This window comes from Rhizobium sp. LjRoot258 (assembly GCF_964254185.1).
In the GTDB taxonomy this organism is placed as follows: Bacteria; Pseudomonadota; Alphaproteobacteria; order Rhizobiales; family Rhizobiaceae; genus Rhizobium.
In genome coordinates, this window is sequence record NZ_CAXUST020000003.1 from 774613 (window position 1) to 798277 (window position 23665).

Sequence of the window (23665 nt, forward strand, 5' to 3'; positions counted from 1 at the left end):
TCTCTCAAGACCCTCGCGAAGCTCGGTTTCGTCCAGTGAGCCGGTAGGGTCGAGCTTCGCCCATGCCGTTCGCCAATTGCAGGATCGCGCTGCGTGCATGACGTTCCAATGTTGCAACCGCAACAATCTTTGGCGTCAATGGGTTTTGGGACGTGCCGACCGTCCGTTTTCTTGGCCAGACCCCGTCAACGTAAACCAACGTTGGGCTAGCAGGGGAGATCGCTTCGAGAGCTAAGTACCCGTTGCACTCCCGACGCGAAAACCATGCCTCGTCCTATGGATAGACGCTTGGGGACCTCATCCTCCGGAAGGTCGGGATAAAGCTGCGACGAGCTTTTGCGAGTTGCATCATCGGCTTCGCCACAGGAGAAAGAAATGAACAAAGCCATACCGATCGTGATCGTGTTGGCCGCCTTGGGAGCTGCCGCCTGGAAGTACGACGTCCCCGCCGCCCTAGGGATTGCGCGTAACGCTGACGAGGAACTGGTCCTCTACGGCAACATCGACATCCGCCAGGTCTCGCTTGCGTTCCGCGTAAATGGTCGCATCGAGGAAGCGATGGTCGATGAAGGCGACGTCATAAAGCGCGGCGACATTCTGGCGCGCCTCGACAAGGATACGTACGATCATGCCGTGAGCTCGGGGGAAGCGAACGTCGCCGCCCTGCGCGCGACGCACGAGAAACTGGTCGCTGGCCCACGTCAGACCGAGATCGCGCAGGCACGGGCCACTCATGACGCAAGCGTGGCGGACCTCGAAAAGGCAAGTTTGGCCTACGACCGGGCGCGGCGACTACGGCCGCAAGGGACCATTTCCGAGGCCGGACTGGACGAGGCGACTGCAGCGAGAGCGATGGCTGCAGCGCGTTCGGATATGACGAAGCAGGCGCTTGCCTTCCTGCAAGAGGGTAGTCGCGTCGAAGACATCGCCACTGCCGCCGCACAGGTGAAGGCAGCGGAGGCCGCACTTCTCACGGCCAGAACTTCTCTATCGGATACCGAGCTGCGCGCACCCAATGACGGCGTCATCCTGTCGCGCATCAAGGAGCCGGGCGCAATCGTATCGTCATCCGATCCGGTGTACGTCCTGTCGCTGACAGCGCCTGTCTGGGTGCGTAGCTACATCGGCGAAGTCGATCTCGGCCGGATCTATCCGGGGATGAAGGTCAAAACCGCGTCCGATACCGATCCCGATAAGACCTACGATGGAACGATCGGCTTCATTTCTCCAGTCGCGGAATTCACTCCGAAGTCCGTGGAGACACCCGAGCTACGTACCGATCTCGTCTATCGACTGCGCGTCGTCATCGACGCGCCCGGCAAGGATCTTCGCCAGGGCATGCCTGTGACACTTCGCTTTCCGGAAATCAAGGCGGCGACGAAATGAACGTCGTAGCCGAAACCACCCTTGCTGCCGACTTCGTCCGCCTCGACGGTGTGACCAAGCGCTTCGGGCAGGGAAAGCCGGCGCTCGACCAGGTGTCTGGCTCCATTCGTGGCGGTGAGATCACAGGGCTGGTGGGGCCGGACGGCGCTGGAAAGACGACCCTGATCCGCTTGATGACCGGCCTGATGGTGCCGGACAGCGGAGGGGTCGAAGTTCTGGGCTTCGGCACGCGCGAACGCTCGGCCGACATCCAGGCGGCCATCGGCTACATGCCGCAGCGCTTCGGCCTGTATGAGGACCTCTCGGTCCAGGAAAACCTCGAGCTCTATGCCGACTTGCGCGGTCTTGCGAAGCAGGACAGGGCGACCATTTTCGACGAACTGCTCACATTTACCGACCTGAAGCGTTTTTCAACACGCCTGTCCGGAAAGCTCTCCGGAGGAATGAAGCAGAAACTCGGTCTTGCTTGCGCTCTCTTGAAGAAGCCTCGCTTGTTGCTTCTCGACGAGCCTGGCGTCGGCGTCGATCCCATCTCCCGGCGCGACCTCTGGAAGATGGTCGAAGACCTGATCAAGGAGGGCGTGGGCGTCGTCTGGTCGACCGCCTATCTCGATGAAGCGGAAGCCTGTGATCGCGTTCTACTGCTGAACGAGGGCAAGCTGCTGTTCTCGGGCAAGCCGCAGCAAATGACTGATCGGGTTAAGGGTCGCGTGTTCAGGGTGACCGGCGTCTCCGGGCGAAGGCGCACGATGCTGGCAAAGCTGCTCGATGAAGACGGCATTGTCGATGGCGGGATCCAGGGCGAGGCGATAAGGCTGGTAACGACGCCGGGTCGTGAAGCGCGATTTGCGGCCAGTGGTGACGCCAAAGTGGGCCCCGCCGAGCCCCGCTTCGAAGACGCCTTTGTGGACATGCTGGGTGGAGGGCCGGGCGGACGCTCCAGGCTCGCGGAGGCTCAGGCTTCCCTGGTCGCCAGGCGAGAGGGGCCGGTCATCGAAGCCAAGGGACTGGTCAAGCGGTTCGGCGACTTCACCGCAGCCGACAACATCACCTTCGACATTCCGAGCGGTGAGATATTCGGGCTGCTTGGACCGAACGGTGCCGGCAAATCGACCACCTTCAAGATGCTCTGCGGTCTGTTGAAGCCAACGGGCGGCGAGGGACGTGTGGCGGGCTTCGATCTGCGCCGTGATGCCGCGCAGGCGCGCAACCGTCTGGGATACATGGCGCAGAAGTTCTCTCTGTACGGCGATCTGAGCGTTCGGCAGAACCTTCAGTTCTTCGCGGGGGTTTACGGTCTCACAGGTAGCAAGAAGCGTGAGCGTATCGAGTTGATGACGTCGATTTTCGACTTCGGACCGCGCCTGTCGATGTCGGCAAAGGACCTTCCCCTCGGTCTGAAGCAGCGGCTGGCGCTTGCATGTGCGGTGATGCACGAACCGCAGGCCCTGTTTCTCGACGAACCCACCTCGGGTGTCGATCCTATTACCCGGCGCGAGTTCTGGACCCATATCAACGGTCTGGTCGAAAAAGGCGTGACCGTCCTCGTCACGACGCATTTCATGGACGAAGCCGAATACTGCGACCGCATCTCCCTGATCTATCGCGGCCGATCGATCGCTCTCGGCTCCCCGGACGAGCTCAAGGCCAGCGTCGTCACGGAGGAAAACCCCGATCCGACGATGGAAGACGCCTTCATCGCACTCGTGCAAGGCTCGGAAACGAGGGACGCCAAATGACCGGCCACCGCAACGCACCGCAATCGGGCCGCGCCCTTCGATTTGTCGCGCTTGTTCGAAAGGAAAGCCTTCAGGTCATCCGAGATCCGAGCAGCATTCTGATCGCGTTCGTGCTGCCGCTGATCCTGCTCTTCCTGTTCGGCTACGGCATCTCCCTAGACACGAAGGAGACGCGCGTCGGGGCCGTCATTGAGGATGTGACGCCCGTCACCAGCGATCTTGCAGCGAGCTTCCAGGCTTCGCGCTATTTTTCGGTGACGACGGGACGCGACCGCCGCGAATTCGAGGAAGATCTGGTCCTCGCGCGGATTCGAGGCATCATCGTCATCCCGGCTGATTTTACGGACAAATACACGGCCGGAACCCATCCTCAGATCCAGGTGATCGTCGACGGCTCCGATCCGAACACGGCGAATTTCGTGCAGAACTACGTCCAGGGGGCTGTGGCGACGTGGCGGCAGCTTCGACAGTCGGAGACTGCGGCTGATGGACCGCCTATCAAGGTCGAACAGCGTTTCTGGTTCAATCCTGAATTGACGAGCCGCTCCTTTCTCGTTCCCGGCTCCATCGCGATCATCATGACGCTTGTCGGGACCTTGCTGACGTCGCTGGTTGTCGCCCGCGAGTGGGAGCGCGGCACGATGGAGGCGATCATGGCGACCCCTGTTACGGCAATCGAACTCCTCGCTGGCAAGATCCTTCCATATTTCGTGCTCGCGCTCGCATCGATGACGCTGTGTGTCCTTCTCGCGGTGTTCGTTTTCGGCGTCCCGTTTCGCGGCTCCATAGGCGCGCTCTACCTGCTGTCTGCAGTCTTCCTCGTTCCGGCGCTGGGGCAGGGGCTGCTGATCTCGGCAGTGACGAAGAACCAGTTCCTGGCCTCGCAGATGGCGCTGATAACGGCGTTCCTGCCGTCCTTCTTGCTGTCCGGATTTCTGTTCGAGATCAATTCGATGCCACAAGTCATCCAGTGGATCACCTTCGTGGTGCCCACCCGCTATCTGATCCCTTGTCTGCAGACGGTTTTCCTGGCCGGTGACATATGGCCGATGTTCTTTCGCTCCATCGGAGCAATGTTCCTGATCGGCTCTGTCTTTTTCATCCTCGCTGCCCGCAGCACGCGCAAAAGGATTGCCTGAGATGTGGTGGTCGAGACTGATAGCCCTCGTGCTGAAGGAGTTGCTGGCGGTGCTTCGTGACCCGAAGGGCCGTGCCATTCTGATCGGGCCGCCAATCGTGCAGCTCGTGGTGTTCTCCTATGCGGCGACGCTGGAGGTTCGCAATGTCGACGTGATGCTGCTCAATCGAGATGCAGGACATTGGAGCGAGGAGCTTGTCGCACGCATCCAGGGGTCGCCACGTTTCAGGCAGGTCATGCTCACGGACAGTCCGCAGGTGGTACGCGAGGCGATCGACCGCCAGAGGGTGACGGCCGCCATAACCGTCGGCCCGGATTTCTCTCGTGCTATCGAAGCCGGTGAGCCCGCGGACCTGCAGGTTCTGTTGGACGGACGTCGCTCGAATGCTGCCCAGATCGTTTCCGGCTACATCACCCAGATCGTGCTCGGCCTGGCAGCCGAGACACCGGCGGGCCAGCGGAAGGCGGCGACAGTGATAGAAACCGTACCGCGCTATTGGTTCAATCCAAACCTGATCTATCAGTGGTTCATGGTACCCAATCTCATTGCCAACATCGCGCTTCTGATCGGACTGATTGTGACCGCGCTGTCCATTGCGCGCGAGCGGGAGCTCGGCACCTTCGACCAGTTGATGGTCTCTCCGCTCCGCACGCATGAGATCGTGATCGGCAAGCTCACCCCACCGATGCTGATCGGGCTCTTTCACATGACCGTCTACATTCTCGCGGCTGTCTTCATCTTCGCGGTTCCGTTGCGCGGATCGCTCATCCTGCTTTACGCAAGTTCGCTGTTCTATCTCGCCTCGATCGCGGGGATCGGTCTTTTCATCTCCGCGCTGTCGATGACCCAGCAACAGGCGATCCTCGGCGCATTTCTCTTTCTTGTCCCCGCGACGCTTCTATCCGGCTTCGCGACACCCATCGAAAACATGCCGGATTGGTTACAACCGATCACCGTCGTCAATCCGCTGCGGTACTTTCTCGTCATCGTGAAAGGCATATTCCTGAAGGACATTCCGTTGTCCGAAGTGGTGCGGCAGACCTTGCCCCTCCTGGCGATTGCCATCGTGACGCTGGGTGCGGCCTCTTGGCTGTTCCGACGCCGCCTCGAGTGATCGTCCAAATTCCCGAAAGCCGTCGCTACCAAGCCGGTCAACGGCTTGGTCTGCCTGCGATCGTGTGGTACTGAACGGTACCGCGCTCCCTTTTTCAGAGAGTTCTTTTGAAAACGCCTGCCCATAATGCACTGTCACCAAAAGAGGAAAGCAGGCGAGAGGAGATCATCGCCGCCTCCGCTTCGGTCTTTTTCGAGAAAGGGTTCTCCCGGACGTCGATGGACGATGTAATAGCGATCATCGGCGGCTCCAAAAGGACCCTTTACAGGTATTTCCCGAGCAAAGACGAACTGTTTTTTGCGGTGGTGACAGGTGTCGCTGACCGCACGATGGAAGGGCTTAAGGTCAAGCATAATCGCGACCTTCGTCAAACCTTAATGACTTTTGGAGAAGGCTATCTGCGCACCGTCATTTCGCCGGACGGCTTGTCGCTGTTCCGCGCCGTCAGCTCTGAAGCGCCACATTTACCGAAACTCGGGGAACGATTTCTACAAGACTCGACGAACCGCGTTTCGCAACTCTTGGCGGACTATTTTGAAGAACAGAACCAGCGCCAGCCTGCGGAGCCGATCGGTAACCCCAAACTGGCTGCAGGGCAGTTTCTGGCTCTCGTCCGAGGGCAGATCCACTTCGCTGCCCTGCTAGGGGGCCCAATTCCGAGTGGGAGGGATCTCGTCATTGTGGTGAGCCAGGCAGTCGAGACATTTCTTCACGGCGCGGTCAGCAGGAAATGACCGATTGAGACTTTCTAGCGATAACTTGTGAAGAGTTTGTGGATTTGACAGGTACGGTATAGTACCGTACCTGTTCACCCAAGCAGTCAGATGTCGAAGCGTAGTCGCGCGACGGTCGGATCTGGCTTGCGCCGATAACCGATTGAGCGGTATCGCCTTCTACCTGGGTGGCCGCCCGTCCAGATCGTGAGGTATCATGGATCACGCGCCATCTCGGAACTCCAAGTCGGCAACACTCCCAGTCGATCCGCTCCAGGCGTCGGTATCCGATATGACGAGCGAGCGCGTCATCGTTTACAGTGCGGATCGCAGGATCCTCCATTGGAATTTGGCCTCGCAAACTACCTACGGATGGGCTGAAACCGAAGTTGTCGGCAGGCGGCTGGCTGAGTTCGTCGGCGAAGACGGCGTCGATTGGTCTGCGGTCGTCGCAAAGAGCCTATGGCAGGGCAGGGCTCGTAGAAAGACGGCGGCCGGCGAATTCGTTGAGCTGCGGCTGGGCGTCCAGGTACATCGCGATCAGGCAGGGGCGATCCTCAGCATCGTCGAAAGCGGTCGTCTCGCCGCCACTCCCGAAGCCACAAGTGAGCCTTGCCTGCAGATCGACCCTCAGGTCTATCGGGAGCTGAAGGGCAGCGAAACGCGCTATCGTAATCTGATCAACAACGTGCCGCTCCCACTCTGGCAGATAGATGCGCGGATGATGGCCGAGGCCTTTGAAGGACTGAAAGCGTCGGGAGTTGGCGATATCGTTGGTCATTGCAAAGAAACGCCGGGGTGCGTGGAGCTGGCCAAGGAGTCGGTCCTCGTGACGGGCGTCAACGACAGCGCGATCAGGCTGCTTAATGCTTCCGGGAAAGGAGAACTCCTGGGGCCTGTTCGATATCTGTTTTCCGCGAGCCCGGAAACCGCCACGCGCATCATCGCGGCCCGTTTCAACGAGCGCTGCAATTATATCGAGGAGATGAAACTCCGCGCTTTCGATGGCCGGCTCCTCGATGTCCTGCTCTTCGTGACGTTCCCTCAAACACCTGACAACCCGGACCTCGCGCTGATAATGATGGTCGATGTCACGGCGCAGCGCAGAGCCGAGCGGCAGCTCCGCAAAGTCGAATCGGATTTCGCGCATGCAGCCCGTGTTTCGGCGCTTGGTGAGCTGGTCATGACGATTGCGCACGAGGTGCGGCAACCCCTGTCGGTGATCGTCACCGATGCGGACACCGGAACACGTTGGCTGGATCGCGACGAGCCGAACATTGCCAAGGTGAAGGCGATCATGGCAAGAATCATGGAGAACTCGCACCGAGCCAACCAGGTGATCAGCCGGATCCAGGACATGACCGTCAAGCGGGATCCCGTGCGACAGCAAGTCGACGTCAATGCCGTTGTCGAAGGGGCTTTGGCCATCGTGGCGGCTGAAAGTCAGGTCCAAGCCATTGCCGTTTCATCACGCCTCGATGATCGGCTTCCTATTGTCTTGGGTGACCGCATCCAGCTCCAGCAGGTGGTCGTAAATCTACTGCTCAACAGTATACAAGCCATCTCCGTCTCTGCCCCAGAAATGCGAGAGATCTTCGTCGAAACGTCGATCGACGAACGAGGAACCATGACCCTGTCTGTACGCGATACCGGTGGAGGCATTCCTTCCGGGCATCTTGATCGGATCTTCAACGGCTTCTTCTCGACGAAAACGGACAGCATGGGGATTGGCCTGGCGATATGTCGATCCATCGTCGATGACCATGGCGGCACCATCAGCGTGGCCAATGAAGTCAAAGGCGCGAATTTTCGGGTCACGCTTCCCATTTCGGTTCCTGACGAAACACCCAACGAATGATTTGGATACTCAGGCTGTGGACCGTCACCGGACCAATCGGTCTGAAGTCGGAGAAATCGTATGCGAGATTGGAACGATCTCCGGCTATTTGTCGCCGTCGGCTGTTCAAAAAGTTTCGCTGCCGCCGAACGGGAACTTGGCATGCCGCGGTCTACGCTCTGCCGTCGGATCGCCGCATTGGAAGAAAGATTGGGTGTCCGGCTGATTGACCGTTCGACCCGCCGTTTCTCGGTAACCGACAGGCTTGCAGTACTTTGAGCGATACCAAGCCATGGCGATCGAAGCACGCGCGGCACAAGAGGTAATTGATCGCACCAAAGCCAAACCTTTAGGGAACGATTGACTTCGCACCTTCCTCGCATGCCATCAGTGATCGACAGCCTCAGGCAGCCGCCCGGAGACCATAGGGGCAAACCTTCGTTTGATAGCCTCCCCAGCAGGCCGTGCGTATGGTGGGAATTTCCTCGCGAGATTTGATATGGGTCACGAAGTTCCATTGTTGCCGCTGGCTATCAGTGTCCTGGGCGTCGCCGGGATTGTCGTGTGGCATGTGCAAGGCCCGTCCCGCCCAACCGCCCGGCTCATCGTGCAGATCGCGTTCTTTGCGGTGATGACGGCGGTTCTGGCCTATGCTCATGCCTTTCCCTTCCATTACGAGCCTGGCAGCCTCGACGGGGCGAACGCGCTGCTTGTTTCGGCGAAGATCCTCTGGTGGGTCCATTTGTCCTGGGCCGTCATCGGTTTCGTGCGGATCTACATCGTCCTCGATCATCGTCCGCGAGAGGCGAGGCTGATCCAGGACCTGATCGTGGCCGTCGTGTACCTCGGCGTGTTGCTTTCGATCCTGGCCTTCGTCTTTGGCGTCCCGATCGGAACGTTAATGGCGACGTCCGGGGTCATCGCCATCATCCTCGGACTGGCGTTGCAAAACACCCTCGGTGACGTGTTCTCGGGCATCGCACTAACGCTTGGACGTCCGTACGTGATCGGCGACTGGATCGAGTTGAGCGACGGTACCGAGGGAAGGGTGATGGCCAGCAACTGGCGCTCGACCTACCTCCTTACCGGCGCTCACAATGTCGTCGTCCTGCCAAACAGCGTTCTCGCCAAATTGGGCCTTACCAATGTCAGCCAGCCGGACGAGAACCATCAAATCACGCTGCGGGTGAGGGTGGCTCCGACGCGGATGCCTCGAACAATCATGGAGGTGATGCGCACAGTGCTCGACAGCAGCAACATGATCGTGAAGCAACCCCGTCCGAACGTCGTGCTCGTCGGTATCGACGCCAGCGCAGTCACCGCCGAATTGCAGTTCCGCGTCACGAGCCCGGCGCAGCGCGGCGAGGCCCGCAGCGAAGTCATCGATCTCGTTTATCGTCATTGCAGGGCCAACGGCTTGCAACTGGCGACGCCACTGGAAAGCTCGGTGTTTGCGGGGTGCAACGCTCGACTTGAGGAGCAGCCTACGGCCCCAACAGCGCTCGGCCTTATCGAGGCCATCCCCATCTTCTCTGTCTTGAGCAGTGACGAGCGCGTCGCTCTCGCAACCTCCGCAACCCGACGAATATTTGCCCCCGGCACCGAAATCGTCCGGGAGGGCGAGGCACTCGCGACACTCATGATTGTGCAGGCAGGCATCGTGGCAATGAAGAAGGATAACGACGAAATCGCCAGGTTGGCACCAGGAGACTTTTTCGGCGAACGGGGATCGCTTGCCGGTATGGAGGAAAACCACACGCTGCAAGCTGTCACGCGCGTCATCGTGTACGAGATCGACAAGGACGCCTTTGCTCCACTGCTGCGGGATCGGCCGGAGCTTGCCGAAGACCTGGCCGCGAACCTGGCTCACAGGGAGCGGATAGGAGAGAGATCGACGACGCCGTCGATCCAGCATGAGCGTCGGCGTCTGGACCTGCTCAACCGAATAAGGTCGATGTTCCAGATACATCGGAACCATGTGAACACCTGACTTAATCGGTTCGCTCACCACCTTGGGAAGCTAAATGCATTGACAGGACGGCGTCATTGGATGCGAATGCTGCATGACCTGACATAGTCTTTCGGTGCGATTGTTGCTCTCGGCGCAACGATCGGGAGGCCCATATGCCTGAAACTGGCAGTTCGAAGCACCCGCTCGCCACGGTTCACATCATCGACGATGACGCTCACTTGCGAGCGTCGCTTCTCAATTTCTTTGACTCGATAGGACAGCGGGCGGCTGCGTTCGAGAGTGCCATCGATTTCCTCGAGCACGCCGATCTGACGCAGCCCGGCTGCATCCTCCTCGACATTAGAATGCCTGGGATGACAGGCTTAGAGCTTCAGGAAAAACTGACAGGTCTCGGTCATCCGCTTCCGATCATTTTCATGACGGGAAACGCCAGCGTTGCGACAAGCGTATCTGCCATGAAGGCCGGCGCTTTCGACTATCTATTGAAACCGTTCAGCTCGGAAAGTCTGATCAAGGCAACGAAACTCGCTTTGGATCGCAACGCCGAACTGCGCGGCAAATATGCATCGTTGCTTCATGCCCAAGACAGCATTGCCAGCCTGACGCCGCGGGAAGCGGAAGTGTTCGGATTCGTGTCCAAGGGTCTGATGAACAAGCAGATCGCCTACGAGATGGGAATAAGCGAGATCATGGTCAAACTGCACCGTGGTCGGATGATGAAGAAGCTTGACGCCCGGTCTGTCGCAGATCTCGTACGCATCTTCGATGAGGTCCATCCGCAAGGTTCGAAGTGACGTTCAGGTGACACGGCTAACCTTCGTATAGCTATCCATCCGATGCGGGCATCGCCTACGATCTGCGCGTAATCAATCATCTCGAGAAGGAGATAATCCATGCGAACGCTGGCAATCGGTTTGCTATGCGCGGCTATGATCGCGGTTCCCGCCGCGGCTGCGGATAAATCGCACAATGCCAATGTTACCGTGGTGTTCGACCACAAGCTTCCGAACGTCCCCGGCAAGAGCATGCGCGGCGTTCTGGTCGAGTATGGCCCCGGTGGCTACAACCCCTCGCACATGCACCCCAAGAGCGCCTTCATCTATGCAACCGTTATCGAGGGCTCAATCAAAAGCCAGGTCAACGGTGGCGAGGTGAAGGTCTACAAGACTGGTGAAAACTGGATGGAAGTCCCCGGCGACCATCACCAGGTGAGCGCCAATGCTAGCGAAACCGAGCCTGCGAAGCTTCTCGCAGTCTTTGTAGTCGACACCGATGAAACCAAGCTGGTGTATCCCGACAACTAAGGTTGTCGCTGCGATGCGGCGGGGGGCACGGCAGCCCTTCGCCGCTACCCGATTACGAAAACCGGATGATCCGCGAAGGATCACGAAGCGAAAGGTCGAAAACATGAAAATCGTCATCATCGGAGGCTCGGGCCTCATTGGAACGAAAGTTGCCGCTCTCCTGAGAAACCAGGGACATGACGTCGTGCAGGCCTCTCCGTCCACCGGAGTAAACACCCTGACGGGCGAGGGGCTTTCCGGCGCACTTGCCGGTGCAGCGGTGGTGATCGATCTTGCCAACTCGCCTTCATTCGCGCCCGCCGACGTGCTTTCGTTCTTCAAACAATCGACCTCAAGTCTCATCAACGCAGAAAAGGCGACGGGTGTTCGCCATCACGTCGCGCTTTCCATCGTCGGCATCGAGAGATCACCCGACAACGGCTACTTCCCTGGAAAGGTCGCTCAGGAAGACATTGTCAAGAAGGGCGGCGTTCCCTACACGATCGTCAGGTCGACGCAGTTCATGGAATTCCTGGGCGGCATCGCCGACAGCGCAACGGTCGACAAGACCGTCCACGCTTCACCTGGAGCGTTCCAGCCGATCGCGGCGGACGACGTCGCCGGCTTCGTCGCCGAGGCGGCCACCGGTATTGCGGCAAACCAGACGATCGAGATCGCAGGTCCGGACAAGAAGCCGATGAGCGACTTCCTGACCGGCTATCTTGCCGCCACTCATGACGCTCGGACCGTCGTGGTCGACAAGGAAGCCAGGTATTTCGGCTCACTCGTCGACGACCAATCCCTGGTCCCGCTGGGCACCGCCAAGCTCGGACGGCTGGACGTCAAGACCTGGTTCGCGCAGCGCGCGAAAGCTGCTGCCTGAGTTTGAATAGCTAGGGACGGGGCGCGGAAGACCGCGCCTCGGACTTAGGCGGACATGCGACCTTAATACGATTTACCTGCTGAACGCGAACGCGTACATTTGCCGCTCTCACTCGTAGACCGGCGGCATGGCAATCGTTTCATGATCAATATCTCAAACCCGTCTGCGGCGCGCGACCCAGCGGCCCTCGTTGTCGGCGTCATTGCCGCCCAGGTGATCGGCGGACTGTTCGCTCAAATGTCGCCGTTTGTTATTGCCGGGTTGATGGACGGTTTGTCGTTGTCAGAGCGCGACGCGGGCATTGTCACCTCCGTGGAACTTCTTGCGCTCGCTTTCACCGCGATCTCGATCGCCCCCGTTTTGCCCCGGTTCTCCTATCGGCGTGTCTGCATTGCGGCTGTAGGGTTGACGTTGTTGGCTCAAGGAGCTTCGATCATTGCTGGCGGATGGACCGCCATGATTTTGTTGCGGACCCTGGCAGGCGTCGGAGAAGGAGCGCTTTATGCGATGTCATTAAGCATCGTCGCCTCCCACTGCCGCAATCCCGAAAAGGTTTTCGGTTTCTTCCAACTGGCCTGGGCCCTTGGAAGTGTCCCACTCTTCAGCATCGGTGGCGAACTGACAGCCGCATTTGCGCATCGGGGTGTCTTTGCGTTGTTGGGCGGAGTTACCCTCGCACTTGCTCCGCTGCTTCTCCTTGTTCCGGATACCCGACCGTTCAAGGAAGAGGAAGCTGCCTTGGATGCTGAGACCATTTCACCCCTGGTCGGCACATTGCTCTTAGCCGCTATCCTCCTCTTCGTTGCAATGTCCGCCGCTCTTTACGCTTTCAGCGCTCCCTTGGGCGAGCGTTCAGGAATGGAGACCACCGCAGTCGGATACACGTTGACCATCGCCTCGTTCGTCGGTCTCATCGGCGCCGCAGCGGCCACGGCGCTGAACGTTCGCTTGGGAAGGGCGATGCCCATTTCCGCGTTCTGTCTCGGCTATGCGCTTATCGCCTTGGTGCTGTGCCTTTTGCAAAATTCCACAGCTTATGTGATCGCCCTCGTGGGATCGGTTATCCTTTACTACTTCTCGATGCCCTACCTCTTCGGCCTTGCCGCGGCTATCGACCGTAGCGGGCGTTGGGCAGCAGCGGCGGGATCAGCCTACTTGTTGGGTTTCGCAGCCGGCCCGGTCTTGGGCGGCGTTGTGATCGCGGCGAGCGGCTATACGAGCCTTAGTGCGGTTTGCGTCGCGATGACGGCTGTCGCCTGGATTCTTGCGATGATCGTCATCAGCCGAGGCCGCCTTGGGGCCCGGACGACAGATCTTCTTCCATCGAAAGGGTGAAGGCAACGGTCGCGCCCCTGGCGTCGTTGTTGGTCATCCGGAATTGGCCTCCATGGGACTCCACGATCGAACGACAGATCGCGAGCCCCATCCCCATGCCATCCTTTTTGGTCGTGAAGAAGGGCTCGAAGACACGCTCGATGTCGCTGAACCCGCTCCCGGCGTCTCGAACCTCAATTCGCACAGCTCCGGACCCATCGCGACATGAGCGGATGTCCAGTGAACGCGCGCCATCCTCCGTCTTATCCATCGCCTGGATACCGTTCCGGATGAGGTTCATCAGAACCTGTTGTATCTGTACGCGATCAAGGGCGATCATCGGCGGATTCGGATCCAGATCCGTTGTGATCCGAACGGCGTTCGCGCCAACTTCGTCGGCCATGAGGCGGCAGACTTCCTCTATGAGGAGGTTTGCGTTTTCAAGCGTTCGAGGTTGCGAAATGTGTTGGAACAGGGCGCGGATCCGCCGGACGACATCCCCTGCGGATACCGCCGCCGTCGTGATGCGTTCGGCAGCGAGCTTTGCCCGCTCCACGTTCGGAGGATCGACGCAAAGCCAGCGAGTGCAGGCGTCTGAATCGGCCGCAATCGCCGCCAAAGGCTGATTGACCTCGTGTGCGATAGAGGCGGACAGCTCGGCCAGGTTTGCAGCTTGCGTCGCATGGGCAAGCTTCGCGGCCGAGCGCCGCAAGGCGTCTTCCGCTTGCACCTGATCATGAATCTCGTGGCAGAGGCCGAACCACGTGACGATCTGCCCATCCTTGTCGCGCATCGGCTCAGCGCGGCCCGACATCCACCTGTACATGCCGTCGGCCCGAAGGAGTCGATACCTCATGGCGAAGCTTTCGCCCGTCAGCAGGCAACGCCCCAACTCATTCCCTACGGGTGCCGCGTCGTCCGGATGGAAGATTGTATCCATCACGGTCTCGAGAGTTGTCTGGTCCAAGACTTCCAGACCGAGAAAGTCAGCCATGCGCTTGTTCACCAGTGTGGTAGTCCCGTCTGGTGTAAGTCGCCACAAGTTGCTCGGGACCATATCGACCAGCAATGACAGCTCGGCCGTCCGATTGCGCAGATCCTCCTCGGCGCGCCTCTGCTCTTCGATGTCGATCGTCTGCCCAAACCATGCATTGATAAAACCTCGGCCATCGTACGACGGTCTGCCCGATGCTCGAAACCAACGATATTCGCCATCGTCCCGACGCAGGCGGTGCTCGCTGTCGAAGTGCGCCCCCGTCTCTAGGCTGTGCCCCCATTTCGCCGCAACGCTCTCATAATCGTCGGGATGAATATATCGCCGCCATCCGAATTGGTCTCCTCGCAAGAAGAATGCGACCTCATCAAGTGTCGTGCCGAAGTATGCTTGCATGCTCTGGTTCATATAGGTGAACCTGCCAAGCGGATCAGCAGACCAAAGATGCGCCGGTATGCTCTCAGCGAGCTGCGCCGTCAAATCTGAGGTGCCGCCGCCGGAGTCCGTTGAAGTGGACATTGTCCTCGTTCGCGCCTGTCTACTCGACATACGATCCTCCGCGTTGTCGATTACTCCATCCACCGTTGCTGGTTTGCTGGCAAATTTCCTACGGCCCCGCTCACGATTCTACACAATTAAGGGCGCACTGGATGCGGAGTTTATAGCCCCTCTGGTAAGAAGTGCAGCCCCAAAACTTTATGGGGGTGTGATACGCAGTCACCATCAAACCTGTGACTTGGGGTAGACGTCGATTTAAGCTGCTCTCTTCAGACTACCGGCAGCGACACGTTGCGCGCGTCCCGAAGCCGAACTTGCTCTCGAGACGGAAGCTTCCTCCGGCTTCATTGCGAAGCGGCTCATGATTGTCAGGCCAAGTCCGCCCAGTCCTGTCGTCTTAGTCGTGAAAACGGCTCGGTTGCGCGACGAATCATACCGTGCGGCATCCCATCGGCCTCGATCTCAAAAAGCGACGCCGCCACGTCGAACTTGTCTAACGATCGTCTTCTCCGCTGATTTCCGGCCGAACACATCCGTGCCTCTCGACCGGTCTGTCTGCGCCACCCAGTCGGCCATTCGGCGCACGCGCCCCCCGGAAGCCACCTGTCCGCCCGCGGCCTAGGTACGGCGGGAGAGAATGGCCAGCAAGTAAACTTACGTTTGGATTACGGCCTCGCTCATCGGACTGTATCCTCACCCGCCAGCCCCAGACGGTTCGTGACCCCAGCGACCCTATAAGACCAGCTCGGAAGGACAAAACGATGGATTCCAAGGTGAGAGACAACCCTGAAATGCATCGGTTTGAGCGCCAGATACATGCAGGAATGTTGGCCGCGGCATACTATGAGGTGGACGGCGAACGACTTGTCTTCGTCCACGTCGAGGTTCCGGAATTCGAGGGGCAGGGCATCGGTGCCGCCCTCATCAAAGGCGTCTTCGATAATCTCCGGGAAAGAGGCCAAAAGGCCGTGATCCGGTGCTCGTTCATGCAGAACTTCCTGCAGACGCACCCGGAATTCAATGACGTCGTGGACGGTAGTTCCTAGCCCCCATTTTCGGTCAGGCGCACCCAACAAATATTAGTGGAAGCGATCCTAGCAAGGCCGCCCGGTTCTTGAATCGTGCCCCGTCACGTTCACCGAACAACAAAGGAACCGTCCGATGAAGCTCTACTACTCTCCTGTGGCATGCAGCCTGGCAGACCACATCGCGTTGAGGGAAGCCGATGTCGATTTCGAGATTGAGCGCGTCGACCTCGCAACGAAACTGACAGCAGGCGGGCGCGGTTTCGGTACCGTCACCCCGAAAGGATACGTGCCGGCCCTGGAACTGGAAACCGGAGAGATCCTGACGGAGAACATCGCCATTGGACCGCGGCGCGTCACTCCTTTTTCGGAGTTGGTCGGTTGATGAACAGTTCCGCTGTCGCTGCACGCATGCATGGGTCAGGCGGTGGAGAGCAAGTAAACCAAGGTTTATCATCACTAGGCTTGGCGTTCGTGATAATTAGACCCCAGCGGCGGCACCCACTTGGCATCGACGTCATTCCGCCCCTCATAGGAGAGTGCGCCGCAAGCGAGTGGAGGATCGATCATGGAAAAGCTAGATACGAAACAGGATTTGTCCGCCGAACCTATTGTCTATGTCATCGATGATGACAAGCACATGCGAGACGCTCTTCTCGACCTCTTCATGGTAACGAATAGGCGGGCTTCCGCTTACTCCAGTGGACCTGAGTTCATGAGCACGGCCGATACGACCGCCCCTGGCTGTATCGTTGTCGACCTTCGAATGCCCGGAGGCACCGGCCTCGATGTCCAGAGCCAGTTGATCTCGCTCGGAAGTAAGATGCCGGTCATTTTCCTGACGGCCCATGCCGACGTTCCGGCCAGCGTCAGGGCAATGAAAGCCGGCGCTACCGATTTCCTCACCAAACCGTTCGTTACGCGGGATCTGCTCGACGCTGTAGATCACGCCATTCGCCTGGACGGCGAGAGACGCAAAGTTGAAACCGAACGCGAGCAGATTCGGACGCTGGTCGATACGCTGACCCCGCGAGAGCAGGAAGTGATGTTCGGCGTCGTCAGCGGGCTTATGAACAAGCAGGTCGCCTATCAGCTCGGGATCAGCGAAATGACCGTGAAGCTGCATCGGATGAGCGTGATGCGCAAAATGCAGAGCCGTTCCCTTGCCGATCTGGTTCGCAAGGCCGAAAAACTGCAAAGGAACTGAGGGCGCCCGCAAAGCGCGGGCTGAACCGAATGGCGCGGAGGATGCTTGAAGCACCCTCCGCATTATTATTATACGGCAATGAATCTCAGCAGATCGAGATTGATGATATCTGCATGGGTCGTCACCATCCCGTGCGGCAGTCCCTTGTAGATCTTCAGTGTCGCGTTCTTCAGAAGCTTGGCGGAGAGGGGGGCGGAATCATCAATCGGGACGACCTGATCGTCATCACCATGGAGAACGAGAGTCGGAACCTCGATCGTTTTCAGATCTTCCGTAAAGTCGGTTTCCGAGAAAGCCTTGATACCCAGGTAGTGAGCGTTTGCCGCGCCCATCATGCTTTGTCTCACCCAATTCTGGATAATCGGCTCAGAGGCAACGGTGGCGGGCCGATTGAAACCGTAGAAAGGCCCGCTGGCTACGTCGTAATAGAACTGGGCTCTGTTCGACGCCAGCGCAGCACGGTATCCGTCGAATGCCTCGGTCGGAAGTCCGCCTGGATTGTCGGGTGTCTTCACCATGATGGGCGGCACTGCGCCGATGAGTACCAGCTTCAGAACGCGGCCTTTGCCATAGCGGGCGACATAGCGGGTAGCTTCGCCACCGCCCGTCGAATGACCGATATGAACAGCGTTCCGCAAGTCCAGATGTTCCACGACGGCGGCAACATCGGCAGCGTAATGATCCATATCATGGCCGCCGCCGACCTGTTCCGATCGGCCGTGTCCGCGACGATCGTGAGCGATAACACGGTAGCCTTTTCCCAGAAAGAAGAGCATCTGGGCGTCCCAGTCGTCGCCGCTGAGGGGCCACCCATGATGGAACACGATCGGCTGCGCCTCCTTCGGCCCCCAGTCCTTGTAGAAGATGCGGGTGCCGTCCATCGATGTCACGTAGCCATGCCCGGCCTCTTCGGATGTCGTGGTTATGGAATTGACGTTCATTCCGAACTCCTATTGCTAAGTCTTGTTCCAGTGCCGAAACACCGGCCCGCAACGCTAGCATCTCCACGTTGGCGCAAAAGCTATACGTACGTTTGATCGGTGACAGCCGCCTCGATGCCCCCTTGCGATCCCATCGTTTTCTGTCCTGGACCTGTCGAAGGATGCCCGCGGTCGATGGCCTTCCGTTGCGGAAGGAACTTGTGCGTCGTCAGCCAATCGTGTGCCTACGTTGGACTGAAGCGCGGCGCGGGCGTAAAACATGTCGAGCGATCACAGCGAAGCTCCGGATGGAGAGCAACCGATGACGCCTGATACTGTCACAGCTGGCAATTCGCCTATCGAGGCCGCAAAGACCGTTGAAAACTTGACCGGCGTCGGTTGGGCATTCGATGCGAGCGGCAGGTGGATTTACCTCTCACCTGCCTTACAAGCGGCTCTAGGCAAGACGCCAGACGAGTTGAACGCTTGTTGGAGCGAGGGAGAGGTCGCTTGGAAGCAACTGCTCTATCCCGATGACTATGAACGCGTTGCCGGAGAATGGCGTCACTCCATTCATTCCGGACAACCCTTCGACAGTGAGTTTCGTATCCGACGCCGGGCCGGCTACGGTTGGGTTCGAAGCTCCGGAAGGGCTGTGCGGGATGGCACCGGCGAGATTCTCGGATGGTATGGCACGTCGATCGACATCGACAGCTTCCGGGCAACCGTTGAGACGTTGCACGACCGGGAGCTTGAACTTTCGCAACTCGTCGACACGGTTCCCGGCCACTTGTGGCGTCTGACACCTGAGGGCGAGCCGATCTTCTTCAACCGGAGAATGATCGACTATCTCGGCCGAAACGTCACAGACATCGAAAGGCCCGGTCTGAGCCGACTGGACGCCATGATCGAGATGGCAATTCATCCCGACGACGCGGCTGAATTCGGAAGCACTCTGAATCAGAGCCTTGTCACGGGAGAAAGCTTCTTCATGAGATACCGCCTACGTCGTTTTGACGGGGTTTACAGATGGATGTCCAGCCGAGCGGAATCCATGCGGGACCACGACGGCCGCATCGTCCAGTGGTACGGCCTCTGTCACGACGTCAACGACCAGGTTCGTACAGAGGAAGCTTTCAAGCGATCCGAATGGCACTTGCAACGACTGATCGATGCGCTGCCGGTAAACATCTGCAGTTGGACGCCTGAAGGAGCACTCTCCTACGTCAGCAAGCGATTTCTGGAACAAGCAGGATTGACGAAGACGGACTTCGCTGAGTTCGCCAAAGCGGCATTGGATTTGATCCATCCCGACGATGTCGAGCAAGTGAGAGATCAGGCAATTCGGTGCATTCGGTCAGGCGAAGCATTTTCTATGAGATATCGCCGACGCGGAAAGGATGGCTTATTTCGGTGGACTGACGATCGGTTCGAGGCGCTGCGCGATGCCGATGATGCGATAGTGGAATGGTATGGCCTATCCATCGATGTCGATGACGAGATGCGAACTCAACAGTCGTTGCGTGATAGTGAGCATTCGCTCCATCAACTCGTCGAGACGCTGCCGGCGTTGATCTACTGCCTAGCGCCTGACGGTGCGCCGATCTATCGTAGTCACAAGCTGAGCGAGTATCTGGGATTCGAAATCGAAGATAAGGACGAGATCGGCAAGCACCGCCTGGATGTGACCCTGGACGCCATTATCCATCCGGACGAGCTAGCCGCCGTCAAACACAAATACAGCCAGTCGCTCCCGACCGGCGAGCCGTACGCGATGAGGCATCGATTGCGCCGGTTCGACGGCGAGTACCGATGGATGGAGACGCGGGCCTTGGCGATGCGCAATGCCGACGGCGATATCGTGCAGTGGAACGGCGTATGTATCGACATAGACGATTGGCTTCGCGCACAAGAAGAGCTTAGGGTCGCACAAAGAAATCTCGCAAAGGCCAGCGAAGCGGCGCGCCTGGCCGAACTCACCGCATCGATCGCGCACGAAATAGGCCAGCCTCTGGCGGCCATGGTATCGAGTTCAGATGCCTGCCAGCAATGGCTCAGCGGCGACCCGCCAAACGTAGAACGGGCACAGAAAGCGCTCGAACGCGTCGTTCGCAGCGCAAACACCGCAACAGAGGTGGTCGGTCGCATCCGTGCCCTTTTTAAGCATACCCAGGACTCGCGCCAGACACAGGCGCTTGACGCTGTGGCGGCAGAGGCCCGCGATCTGATGGCTGAAGAAGCCACGCGACGGGGCGTACGGATGGAATGCCGAATTGAGCAAGATCTTCCGCCGTTGTTCTTCGATCCTATCCAGATACAACAGGTCTTCGTCAATCTCATCCGGAATGCATTGGAAGCAATGGACCTTGCTGCAGATCGCGGGATGCTCCAATTGAGCGTACGACGCGACAGCGAGCGGATTTACACGGAAATATCCGACACCGGGCCGGGTGTCGAAGATCCAGAGCGAATATTCGAACCATTCTACACCACAAAGGGGCAGGGGATGGGGATGGGTCTGGCAATATGCCGATCAATCGTCGAAGCGCACGGCGGCAGGCTCTGGGTGGAGAAGAATGATCCGACCGGAGCGAAGTTCATCTTTGATTTGCCGGTCGAGGGCCAAGAAGCTTGAGGATCCGTCGTGCAGATTACGCCGCCCACATTTGAAGCTTCGTACATGCGCTAGATCTCAATAGCGGTTTCGATCGCCCTTCGAAGTTCCGCGCCAGCAAAAGGCTTGAACAAGCAGATTCCTGCCCGCTTCGCTTCGTTGATCAGCGCCTCTTGCGCATGGCCTGTCATGAATACGACGGGTATCGCGATCTTTCGCCGGTTCAGTTCCTTATAGAGGTCGATGCCGCTCATGCCTGGCATTGAAATGTCGAGGAGAAGACATCGCATTTCGGGGATCCGGGGCGATTCCAGAAAATCGGCAGCAGACGCGAATGTCACGACGGAATAACCGGACACCTCGAGCAGATCGAGCAATGATTCCCGAACCACTGCGTCGTCGTCTACGATGGCAACCAGCATTTGAAGCATTTCCATGTGATGTAGAGCTTCTTTGCTCTATTGGAGGCATGCTCACCGGCCAAAGGTAGTCGCACTTGCCGAACCAAGCGCAGGTAGTCGGGCCGAGACCGCGCCTTCGATCCCTACGTTTAAGAGGAACGATCATCGACCTATGGGAGTATTGGCGTCAATCCAAACCTAAGTATGCTACCGGCGTTTCCAGCCCTCTCTTACTACTCGCGGCGGTCATCAGCGGGGAAGGGAATAGGCAGAAAGGTGGAATTCATCGCTGTCGCGAGCAAGACCGACAGGATCTACATCCGACGGTCCTGCAAGAGCCTATCGCATTGAAAAGAACGAAGAGCATCGTCTGACCATTCTCTTCGGCGAGTTTGCGACGGCGGCCGAGCTGCTTTACAACATTGCCCGCGCGCCACGCTGGAGAAGTTATTTCATGGTGGCCGGTCGCCCAGGTCGCGCTTCGTCGAGAGCTTCCGCCTGCGCAATGCAAAGTACTTGCTGCGGTACGGCTTCTTTCGCGATCAGGGTGCCGAACAGGTGATGTTGAGATTTCGATTCAGGCGGCTCGTACAGCGTTTCGGAAGTGCTCGAGGCGTCTGAAGAAGTGTGATTGAGCGAAATCGCCGAATCCATGGAATATGGTAAAGCTACCCGAAGCTCCGCGTTGAACTTCAGTTCGTTCGGTGCCAAGCCATACTCCCGCCTGGAGCTTCCCGGAGCGGGGGGCGCGTAACCAACGCGTCACATCAAAGCCTCATGCGTATTCCTGTGAAACCATGTTCCTGGAAAGCCAATCGTGGAAGGTCAGGTCTCCCAAGGCGGCTGCCGATGTGGGAAGGAGGCCATCTTTTGGTAGAGAGACGCCGAAATACCGAACTTCATGGTCGAGTTCCACAGGCCGCGGGTCATCAGTGGCGGTGACGAGCTCACGGGCCAATTCAGGCAAATGAAGGCGTTCAGGTCCAGCTATCTCAACGATGGCGTTGGCGGGTTTTCCGGCCGCCAGACGAGCAATTGAAGTTGCTGCTTCGTCTGCGGCAATCGGTTGGACAAGGATCGAAGCCAGACGCAAGACTCCATACACCGCGCTGGCGTTTACAATTCCGTCGAAGAACTCGAAGAACTGAGTAGAGCGTACGATCGTGAACGACAACCCGGACGCGCGGACGAGGTTCTCTTGGACTAGTTTCGCACGGAAATAATCATTCTCGACCAAGCGATCAGTGCCTACGACGGAGAGCGCCAGATAATGGCTCACCCCCGACGTTCTGGCAGCAGCGAGCATGTTGGCCCCGGCTTTCCTGAAGAAATCGAATGCGTCGCTTTCTCCGAAAGATCCAGAGTTCGTGACATCGATCAGCGCATCCGCTCCGGCGAGTGCTCTCTCAAGGCCTTCCCCGGTATAGGCGTCGATGCCGTTGCTAGTCGAAGCTTTCACGACGTCGATTCCTTCTCTCTCGAGGACGGAAGCAATCTTGGTACCCATAAGGCCGCTTGCGCCGATAACCGCAATCTTCATCTCACGCTCCATTGCAGGTGCCGCGCCAAAGACGCTATCGCGTCCAATCGGACGCGCGTCGAGCAGGCGGGGCAAGCTTCGGATTTACGGCAAGCGAGGTCAATGCAAACCAAGGTTTGGGATGTTAGCGATGCTTCGAACGGCTAACTCAACCGCTGTGAGCTGTGTCAACCGGACACGATGGAGACGATGAACGCAGGGATTTTTCCGGTTTCATCCTGCGGCCAACGAAGCGGCAGCCGAGCGTCCCATCCATCCGGCTTGCATTTGCAGGGCAAGGACCGACCGTCGATGTCGGTCCTCGCCTATTTTTCGGACGGCGGAGCCAGATTAGGTTTCATGAATCACCTGCCGCCGCAACCGGGGGCGCTCATCGACCTCCACGTCAGTTTCCAGCACATAGCCCACGCCTCGAACCGTCTTGATCAGCACAGGACTCGCATGATCCTTTTCGATCTTCCGACGCAATCGCAGGATCAAGGGGTCCAGACTGCGGTCGAAGATTTCTTCGGAATGAACGCGGCTCGTGGACAGGAGCTGCTCGCGACTGAGCACCTGTCTTGGCGCATTGAGGAACGCGATCAAGAGGTTGAATTCAGCGGTGGTCAATTTCACATCGCTTCCGTCCAACCGTATCAAGCAACGCTGCCGAACGGATAGCTTGTAGTCATCAAAGCGATAACCGCGTCGATCGCGTGCCAGAAGCGGCGACGTCCTATCGCGCATCGCCACAGTCAGCCTAGCCATGAATTCGCGGTACCCGAAGGGCTTGACGAGATAGTCTACAGCGCCAGCCTCCAATCCTCGAACCTTGTCGTCTTCATCGATCAAGTCGGCGCTAATAACGATGATCGGTGTATGGGTCAGCGAAGCCAGGTTCCGCACCGTGGCGAGAGCCTCCGATGAATTAACTTCTACAATCATCGCATCCGCGATTTCCATCGCGACCAACCTTCGAAGCTCGCGTTCTTCTGAGACCAGGCTAACTCTGATCGAGTTTGCGGCGAGGACGTCCGCTATCTTCGTCCGGGTCGTCATGTCGTGATCCAGAACAAGGACGTGTTTTCTGGCTGCCCCAGCGTTCAT

23 protein-coding genes are annotated in these 23665 nt (G+C 58.4%); 16 read left to right on the forward strand and 7 right to left on the reverse strand.

Annotation, left to right across the window (positions count from 1 at the left end; translation table 11 throughout):
* Positions 1-375: 375 nt before the first annotated feature.
* The 5 genes from hlyD (at position 376) to ACSQ9D_RS32155 (ending at position 6112) form a co-directional block, all read left to right on the forward strand.
* Complete coding sequence (gene hlyD, locus ACSQ9D_RS32135) at positions 376-1386, forward strand: secretion protein HlyD (RefSeq protein ID WP_436285803.1); 1011 nt, start codon at positions 376-378, stop codon at positions 1384-1386.
* Positions 1383-3125: an ATP-binding cassette domain-containing protein gene (locus tag ACSQ9D_RS32140; protein ID WP_436285804.1), complete on the forward strand. Its 1743-nt coding sequence runs from the start codon at positions 1383-1385 to the stop codon at positions 3123-3125. Before hlyD ends, ACSQ9D_RS32140 begins: the two co-directional genes overlap by 4 nt.
* Complete coding sequence (locus ACSQ9D_RS32145) at positions 3122-4264, forward strand: ABC transporter permease (RefSeq protein WP_436285805.1); 1143 nt, start codon at positions 3122-3124, stop codon at positions 4262-4264. Before ACSQ9D_RS32140 ends, ACSQ9D_RS32145 begins: the two co-directional genes overlap by 4 nt.
* Before the next feature lies 1 nt (position 4265).
* On the forward strand, positions 4266-5378 hold the full coding sequence (locus ACSQ9D_RS32150; RefSeq protein ID WP_436285806.1) for an ABC transporter permease: 1113 nt from the start codon (positions 4266-4268) through the stop codon (positions 5376-5378).
* A 107-nt stretch (positions 5379-5485) separates the two neighbouring features.
* Positions 5486-6112, forward strand: a complete 627-nt coding sequence (locus ACSQ9D_RS32155) for a TetR/AcrR family transcriptional regulator (protein ID WP_037081662.1) — start codon at positions 5486-5488, stop codon at positions 6110-6112.
* A gap of 439 nt (positions 6113-6551) precedes the next feature.
* Here ACSQ9D_RS32155 and ACSQ9D_RS32160 read toward each other — a convergent pair whose 3' ends face one another.
* A complete protein-coding gene (locus ACSQ9D_RS32160; RefSeq protein WP_436285807.1) occupies positions 6552-6872 on the reverse strand; it encodes a hypothetical protein in 321 nt (106 codons plus the stop codon).
* A 48-nt stretch (positions 6873-6920) separates the two neighbouring features.
* Here ACSQ9D_RS32160 and ACSQ9D_RS32165 point away from each other — a divergent pair, with 48 nt between their 5' ends.
* The 7 genes from ACSQ9D_RS32165 to ACSQ9D_RS32195 all read left to right on the forward strand — a co-directional run bounded on the left by ACSQ9D_RS32165 (position 6921) and on the right by ACSQ9D_RS32195 (position 13401).
* Positions 6921-7949, forward strand: coding sequence for a sensor histidine kinase (locus ACSQ9D_RS32165; protein WP_436285808.1), 1029 nt, complete (start codon positions 6921-6923; stop codon positions 7947-7949).
* A gap of 60 nt (positions 7950-8009) precedes the next feature.
* Positions 8010-8207: a LysR family transcriptional regulator gene (locus ACSQ9D_RS32170; protein ID WP_436285809.1), complete on the forward strand. Its 198-nt coding sequence runs from the start codon at positions 8010-8012 to the stop codon at positions 8205-8207.
* A 220-nt stretch (positions 8208-8427) separates the two neighbouring features.
* Positions 8428-9918, forward strand: coding sequence for a mechanosensitive ion channel family protein (locus ACSQ9D_RS32175; RefSeq protein WP_436285810.1), 1491 nt, complete (start codon positions 8428-8430; stop codon positions 9916-9918).
* A gap of 134 nt (positions 9919-10052) precedes the next feature.
* Entirely contained in the window at positions 10053-10694 is a 642-nt protein-coding gene (locus tag ACSQ9D_RS32180; RefSeq protein ID WP_436285811.1) for a response regulator transcription factor, read from the forward strand.
* Between the two features lie 99 nt (positions 10695-10793).
* Positions 10794-11204 carry a cupin domain-containing protein gene (locus ACSQ9D_RS32185; protein WP_436285812.1) on the forward strand — a complete coding sequence of 137 codons (411 nt, stop codon included), beginning with the start codon at positions 10794-10796 and terminating at the stop codon, positions 11202-11204.
* 103 nt (positions 11205-11307) lie between these two features.
* Positions 11308-12066: an SDR family oxidoreductase gene (locus tag ACSQ9D_RS32190; RefSeq protein ID WP_436285813.1), complete on the forward strand. Its 759-nt coding sequence runs from the start codon at positions 11308-11310 to the stop codon at positions 12064-12066.
* Between the two features lie 141 nt (positions 12067-12207).
* Positions 12208-13401 (forward strand): MFS transporter, encoded by a 1194-nt coding sequence (locus ACSQ9D_RS32195; RefSeq protein ID WP_436285814.1) that lies wholly within the window; start codon positions 12208-12210, stop codon positions 13399-13401.
* Here the strand turns inward: ACSQ9D_RS32195 and ACSQ9D_RS32200 are convergent.
* Positions 13346-14893 (reverse strand): PAS domain-containing sensor histidine kinase, encoded by a 1548-nt coding sequence (locus tag ACSQ9D_RS32200; RefSeq protein ID WP_436285815.1) that lies wholly within the window; start codon positions 14891-14893, stop codon positions 13346-13348. The two genes, ACSQ9D_RS32195 and ACSQ9D_RS32200, sit on opposite strands and share 56 nt — an antisense overlap.
* Before the next feature lie 740 nt (positions 14894-15633).
* Between ACSQ9D_RS32200 and ACSQ9D_RS32205 the strand changes: the two genes are divergently transcribed.
* The 3 genes from ACSQ9D_RS32205 (at position 15634) to ACSQ9D_RS32215 (ending at position 17104) form a co-directional block, all read left to right on the forward strand.
* A complete protein-coding gene (locus ACSQ9D_RS32205) occupies positions 15634-15918 on the forward strand; it encodes a GNAT family N-acetyltransferase (protein WP_436285816.1) in 285 nt (94 codons plus the stop codon).
* Between the two features lie 115 nt (positions 15919-16033).
* Complete coding sequence (locus ACSQ9D_RS32210) at positions 16034-16282, forward strand: hypothetical protein (RefSeq protein ID WP_436285817.1); 249 nt, start codon at positions 16034-16036, stop codon at positions 16280-16282.
* 183 nt (positions 16283-16465) lie between these two features.
* On the forward strand, positions 16466-17104 hold the full coding sequence (locus tag ACSQ9D_RS32215; RefSeq protein WP_072378858.1) for a response regulator transcription factor: 639 nt from the start codon (positions 16466-16468) through the stop codon (positions 17102-17104).
* 68 nt (positions 17105-17172) lie between these two features.
* Here ACSQ9D_RS32215 and ACSQ9D_RS32220 read toward each other — a convergent pair whose 3' ends face one another.
* Positions 17173-18045 (reverse strand): alpha/beta fold hydrolase, encoded by an 873-nt coding sequence (locus tag ACSQ9D_RS32220; protein ID WP_436285818.1) that lies wholly within the window; start codon positions 18043-18045, stop codon positions 17173-17175.
* Between the two features lie 301 nt (positions 18046-18346).
* Between ACSQ9D_RS32220 and ACSQ9D_RS32225 the strand changes: the two genes are divergently transcribed.
* Positions 18347-20659, forward strand: coding sequence for a PAS domain-containing sensor histidine kinase (locus ACSQ9D_RS32225; protein WP_436285819.1), 2313 nt, complete (start codon positions 18347-18349; stop codon positions 20657-20659).
* A gap of 50 nt (positions 20660-20709) precedes the next feature.
* On the opposite strand, the gene ACSQ9D_RS32230 is transcribed toward ACSQ9D_RS32225, so the two are convergent.
* From ACSQ9D_RS32230 to ACSQ9D_RS32245, 4 genes are all read right to left on the reverse strand, one after another.
* Positions 20710-21075 (reverse strand): response regulator transcription factor, encoded by a 366-nt coding sequence (locus tag ACSQ9D_RS32230; RefSeq protein WP_037081656.1) that lies wholly within the window; start codon positions 21073-21075, stop codon positions 20710-20712.
* Between the two features lie 411 nt (positions 21076-21486).
* Positions 21487-21750 (reverse strand): hypothetical protein, encoded by a 264-nt coding sequence (locus tag ACSQ9D_RS32235; protein WP_436285820.1) that lies wholly within the window; start codon positions 21748-21750, stop codon positions 21487-21489.
* Positions 21751-21814: 64 nt separating this feature from the next.
* A complete protein-coding gene (locus tag ACSQ9D_RS32240; RefSeq protein ID WP_436285821.1) occupies positions 21815-22579 on the reverse strand; it encodes an SDR family oxidoreductase in 765 nt (254 codons plus the stop codon).
* A gap of 330 nt (positions 22580-22909) precedes the next feature.
* Positions 22910-23665 (reverse strand): winged helix-turn-helix domain-containing protein, encoded by a 756-nt coding sequence (locus ACSQ9D_RS32245; protein WP_436285822.1) that lies wholly within the window; start codon positions 23663-23665, stop codon positions 22910-22912.

Excerpts from the sequence above, each read along its gene's own strand:
- hlyD (WP_436285803.1), top strand. The coding sequence starts at position 376 with ATGAACAAAGCCATACCGATCGTGATCGTGTTGGCCGCCTTGGGAGCT.
- ACSQ9D_RS32140 (WP_436285804.1), top strand. The coding sequence starts at position 1,383 with ATGAACGTCGTAGCCGAAACCACCCTTGCTGCCGACTTCGTCCGCCTC.
- ACSQ9D_RS32145 (WP_436285805.1), top strand. The coding sequence starts at position 3,122 with ATGACCGGCCACCGCAACGCACCGCAATCGGGCCGCGCCCTTCGATTT.
- ACSQ9D_RS32150 (WP_436285806.1), top strand. The coding sequence starts at position 4,266 with ATGTGGTGGTCGAGACTGATAGCCCTCGTGCTGAAGGAGTTGCTGGCG.
- ACSQ9D_RS32160 (WP_436285807.1), bottom strand. The coding sequence starts at position 6,872 with ATGACCAACGATATCGCCAACTCCCGACGCTTTCAGTCCTTCAAAGGC.
- ACSQ9D_RS32170 (WP_436285809.1), top strand. The coding sequence starts at position 8,010 with ATGCGAGATTGGAACGATCTCCGGCTATTTGTCGCCGTCGGCTGTTCA.
- ACSQ9D_RS32175 (WP_436285810.1), top strand. The coding sequence starts at position 8,428 with ATGGGTCACGAAGTTCCATTGTTGCCGCTGGCTATCAGTGTCCTGGGC.
- ACSQ9D_RS32180 (WP_436285811.1), top strand. The coding sequence starts at position 10,053 with ATGCCTGAAACTGGCAGTTCGAAGCACCCGCTCGCCACGGTTCACATC.
- ACSQ9D_RS32185 (WP_436285812.1), top strand. The coding sequence starts at position 10,794 with ATGCGAACGCTGGCAATCGGTTTGCTATGCGCGGCTATGATCGCGGTT.
- ACSQ9D_RS32190 (WP_436285813.1), top strand. The coding sequence starts at position 11,308 with ATGAAAATCGTCATCATCGGAGGCTCGGGCCTCATTGGAACGAAAGTT.
- ACSQ9D_RS32195 (WP_436285814.1), top strand. The coding sequence starts at position 12,208 with ATGATCAATATCTCAAACCCGTCTGCGGCGCGCGACCCAGCGGCCCTC.
- ACSQ9D_RS32200 (WP_436285815.1), bottom strand. The coding sequence starts at position 14,893 with ATGTCCACTTCAACGGACTCCGGCGGCGGCACCTCAGATTTGACGGCG.
- ACSQ9D_RS32205 (WP_436285816.1), top strand. The coding sequence starts at position 15,634 with ATGGATTCCAAGGTGAGAGACAACCCTGAAATGCATCGGTTTGAGCGC.
- ACSQ9D_RS32210 (WP_436285817.1), top strand. The coding sequence starts at position 16,034 with ATGAAGCTCTACTACTCTCCTGTGGCATGCAGCCTGGCAGACCACATC.
- ACSQ9D_RS32215 (WP_072378858.1), top strand. The coding sequence starts at position 16,466 with ATGGAAAAGCTAGATACGAAACAGGATTTGTCCGCCGAACCTATTGTC.
- ACSQ9D_RS32220 (WP_436285818.1), bottom strand. The coding sequence starts at position 18,045 with ATGAACGTCAATTCCATAACCACGACATCCGAAGAGGCCGGGCATGGC.
- ACSQ9D_RS32225 (WP_436285819.1), top strand. The coding sequence starts at position 18,347 with ATGACGCCTGATACTGTCACAGCTGGCAATTCGCCTATCGAGGCCGCA.
- ACSQ9D_RS32230 (WP_037081656.1), bottom strand. The coding sequence starts at position 21,075 with ATGGAAATGCTTCAAATGCTGGTTGCCATCGTAGACGACGACGCAGTG.
- ACSQ9D_RS32240 (WP_436285821.1), bottom strand. The coding sequence starts at position 22,579 with ATGAAGATTGCGGTTATCGGCGCAAGCGGCCTTATGGGTACCAAGATT.
- ACSQ9D_RS32245 (WP_436285822.1), bottom strand. The coding sequence starts at position 23,665 with ATGAACGCTGGGGCAGCCAGAAAACACGTCCTTGTTCTGGATCACGAC.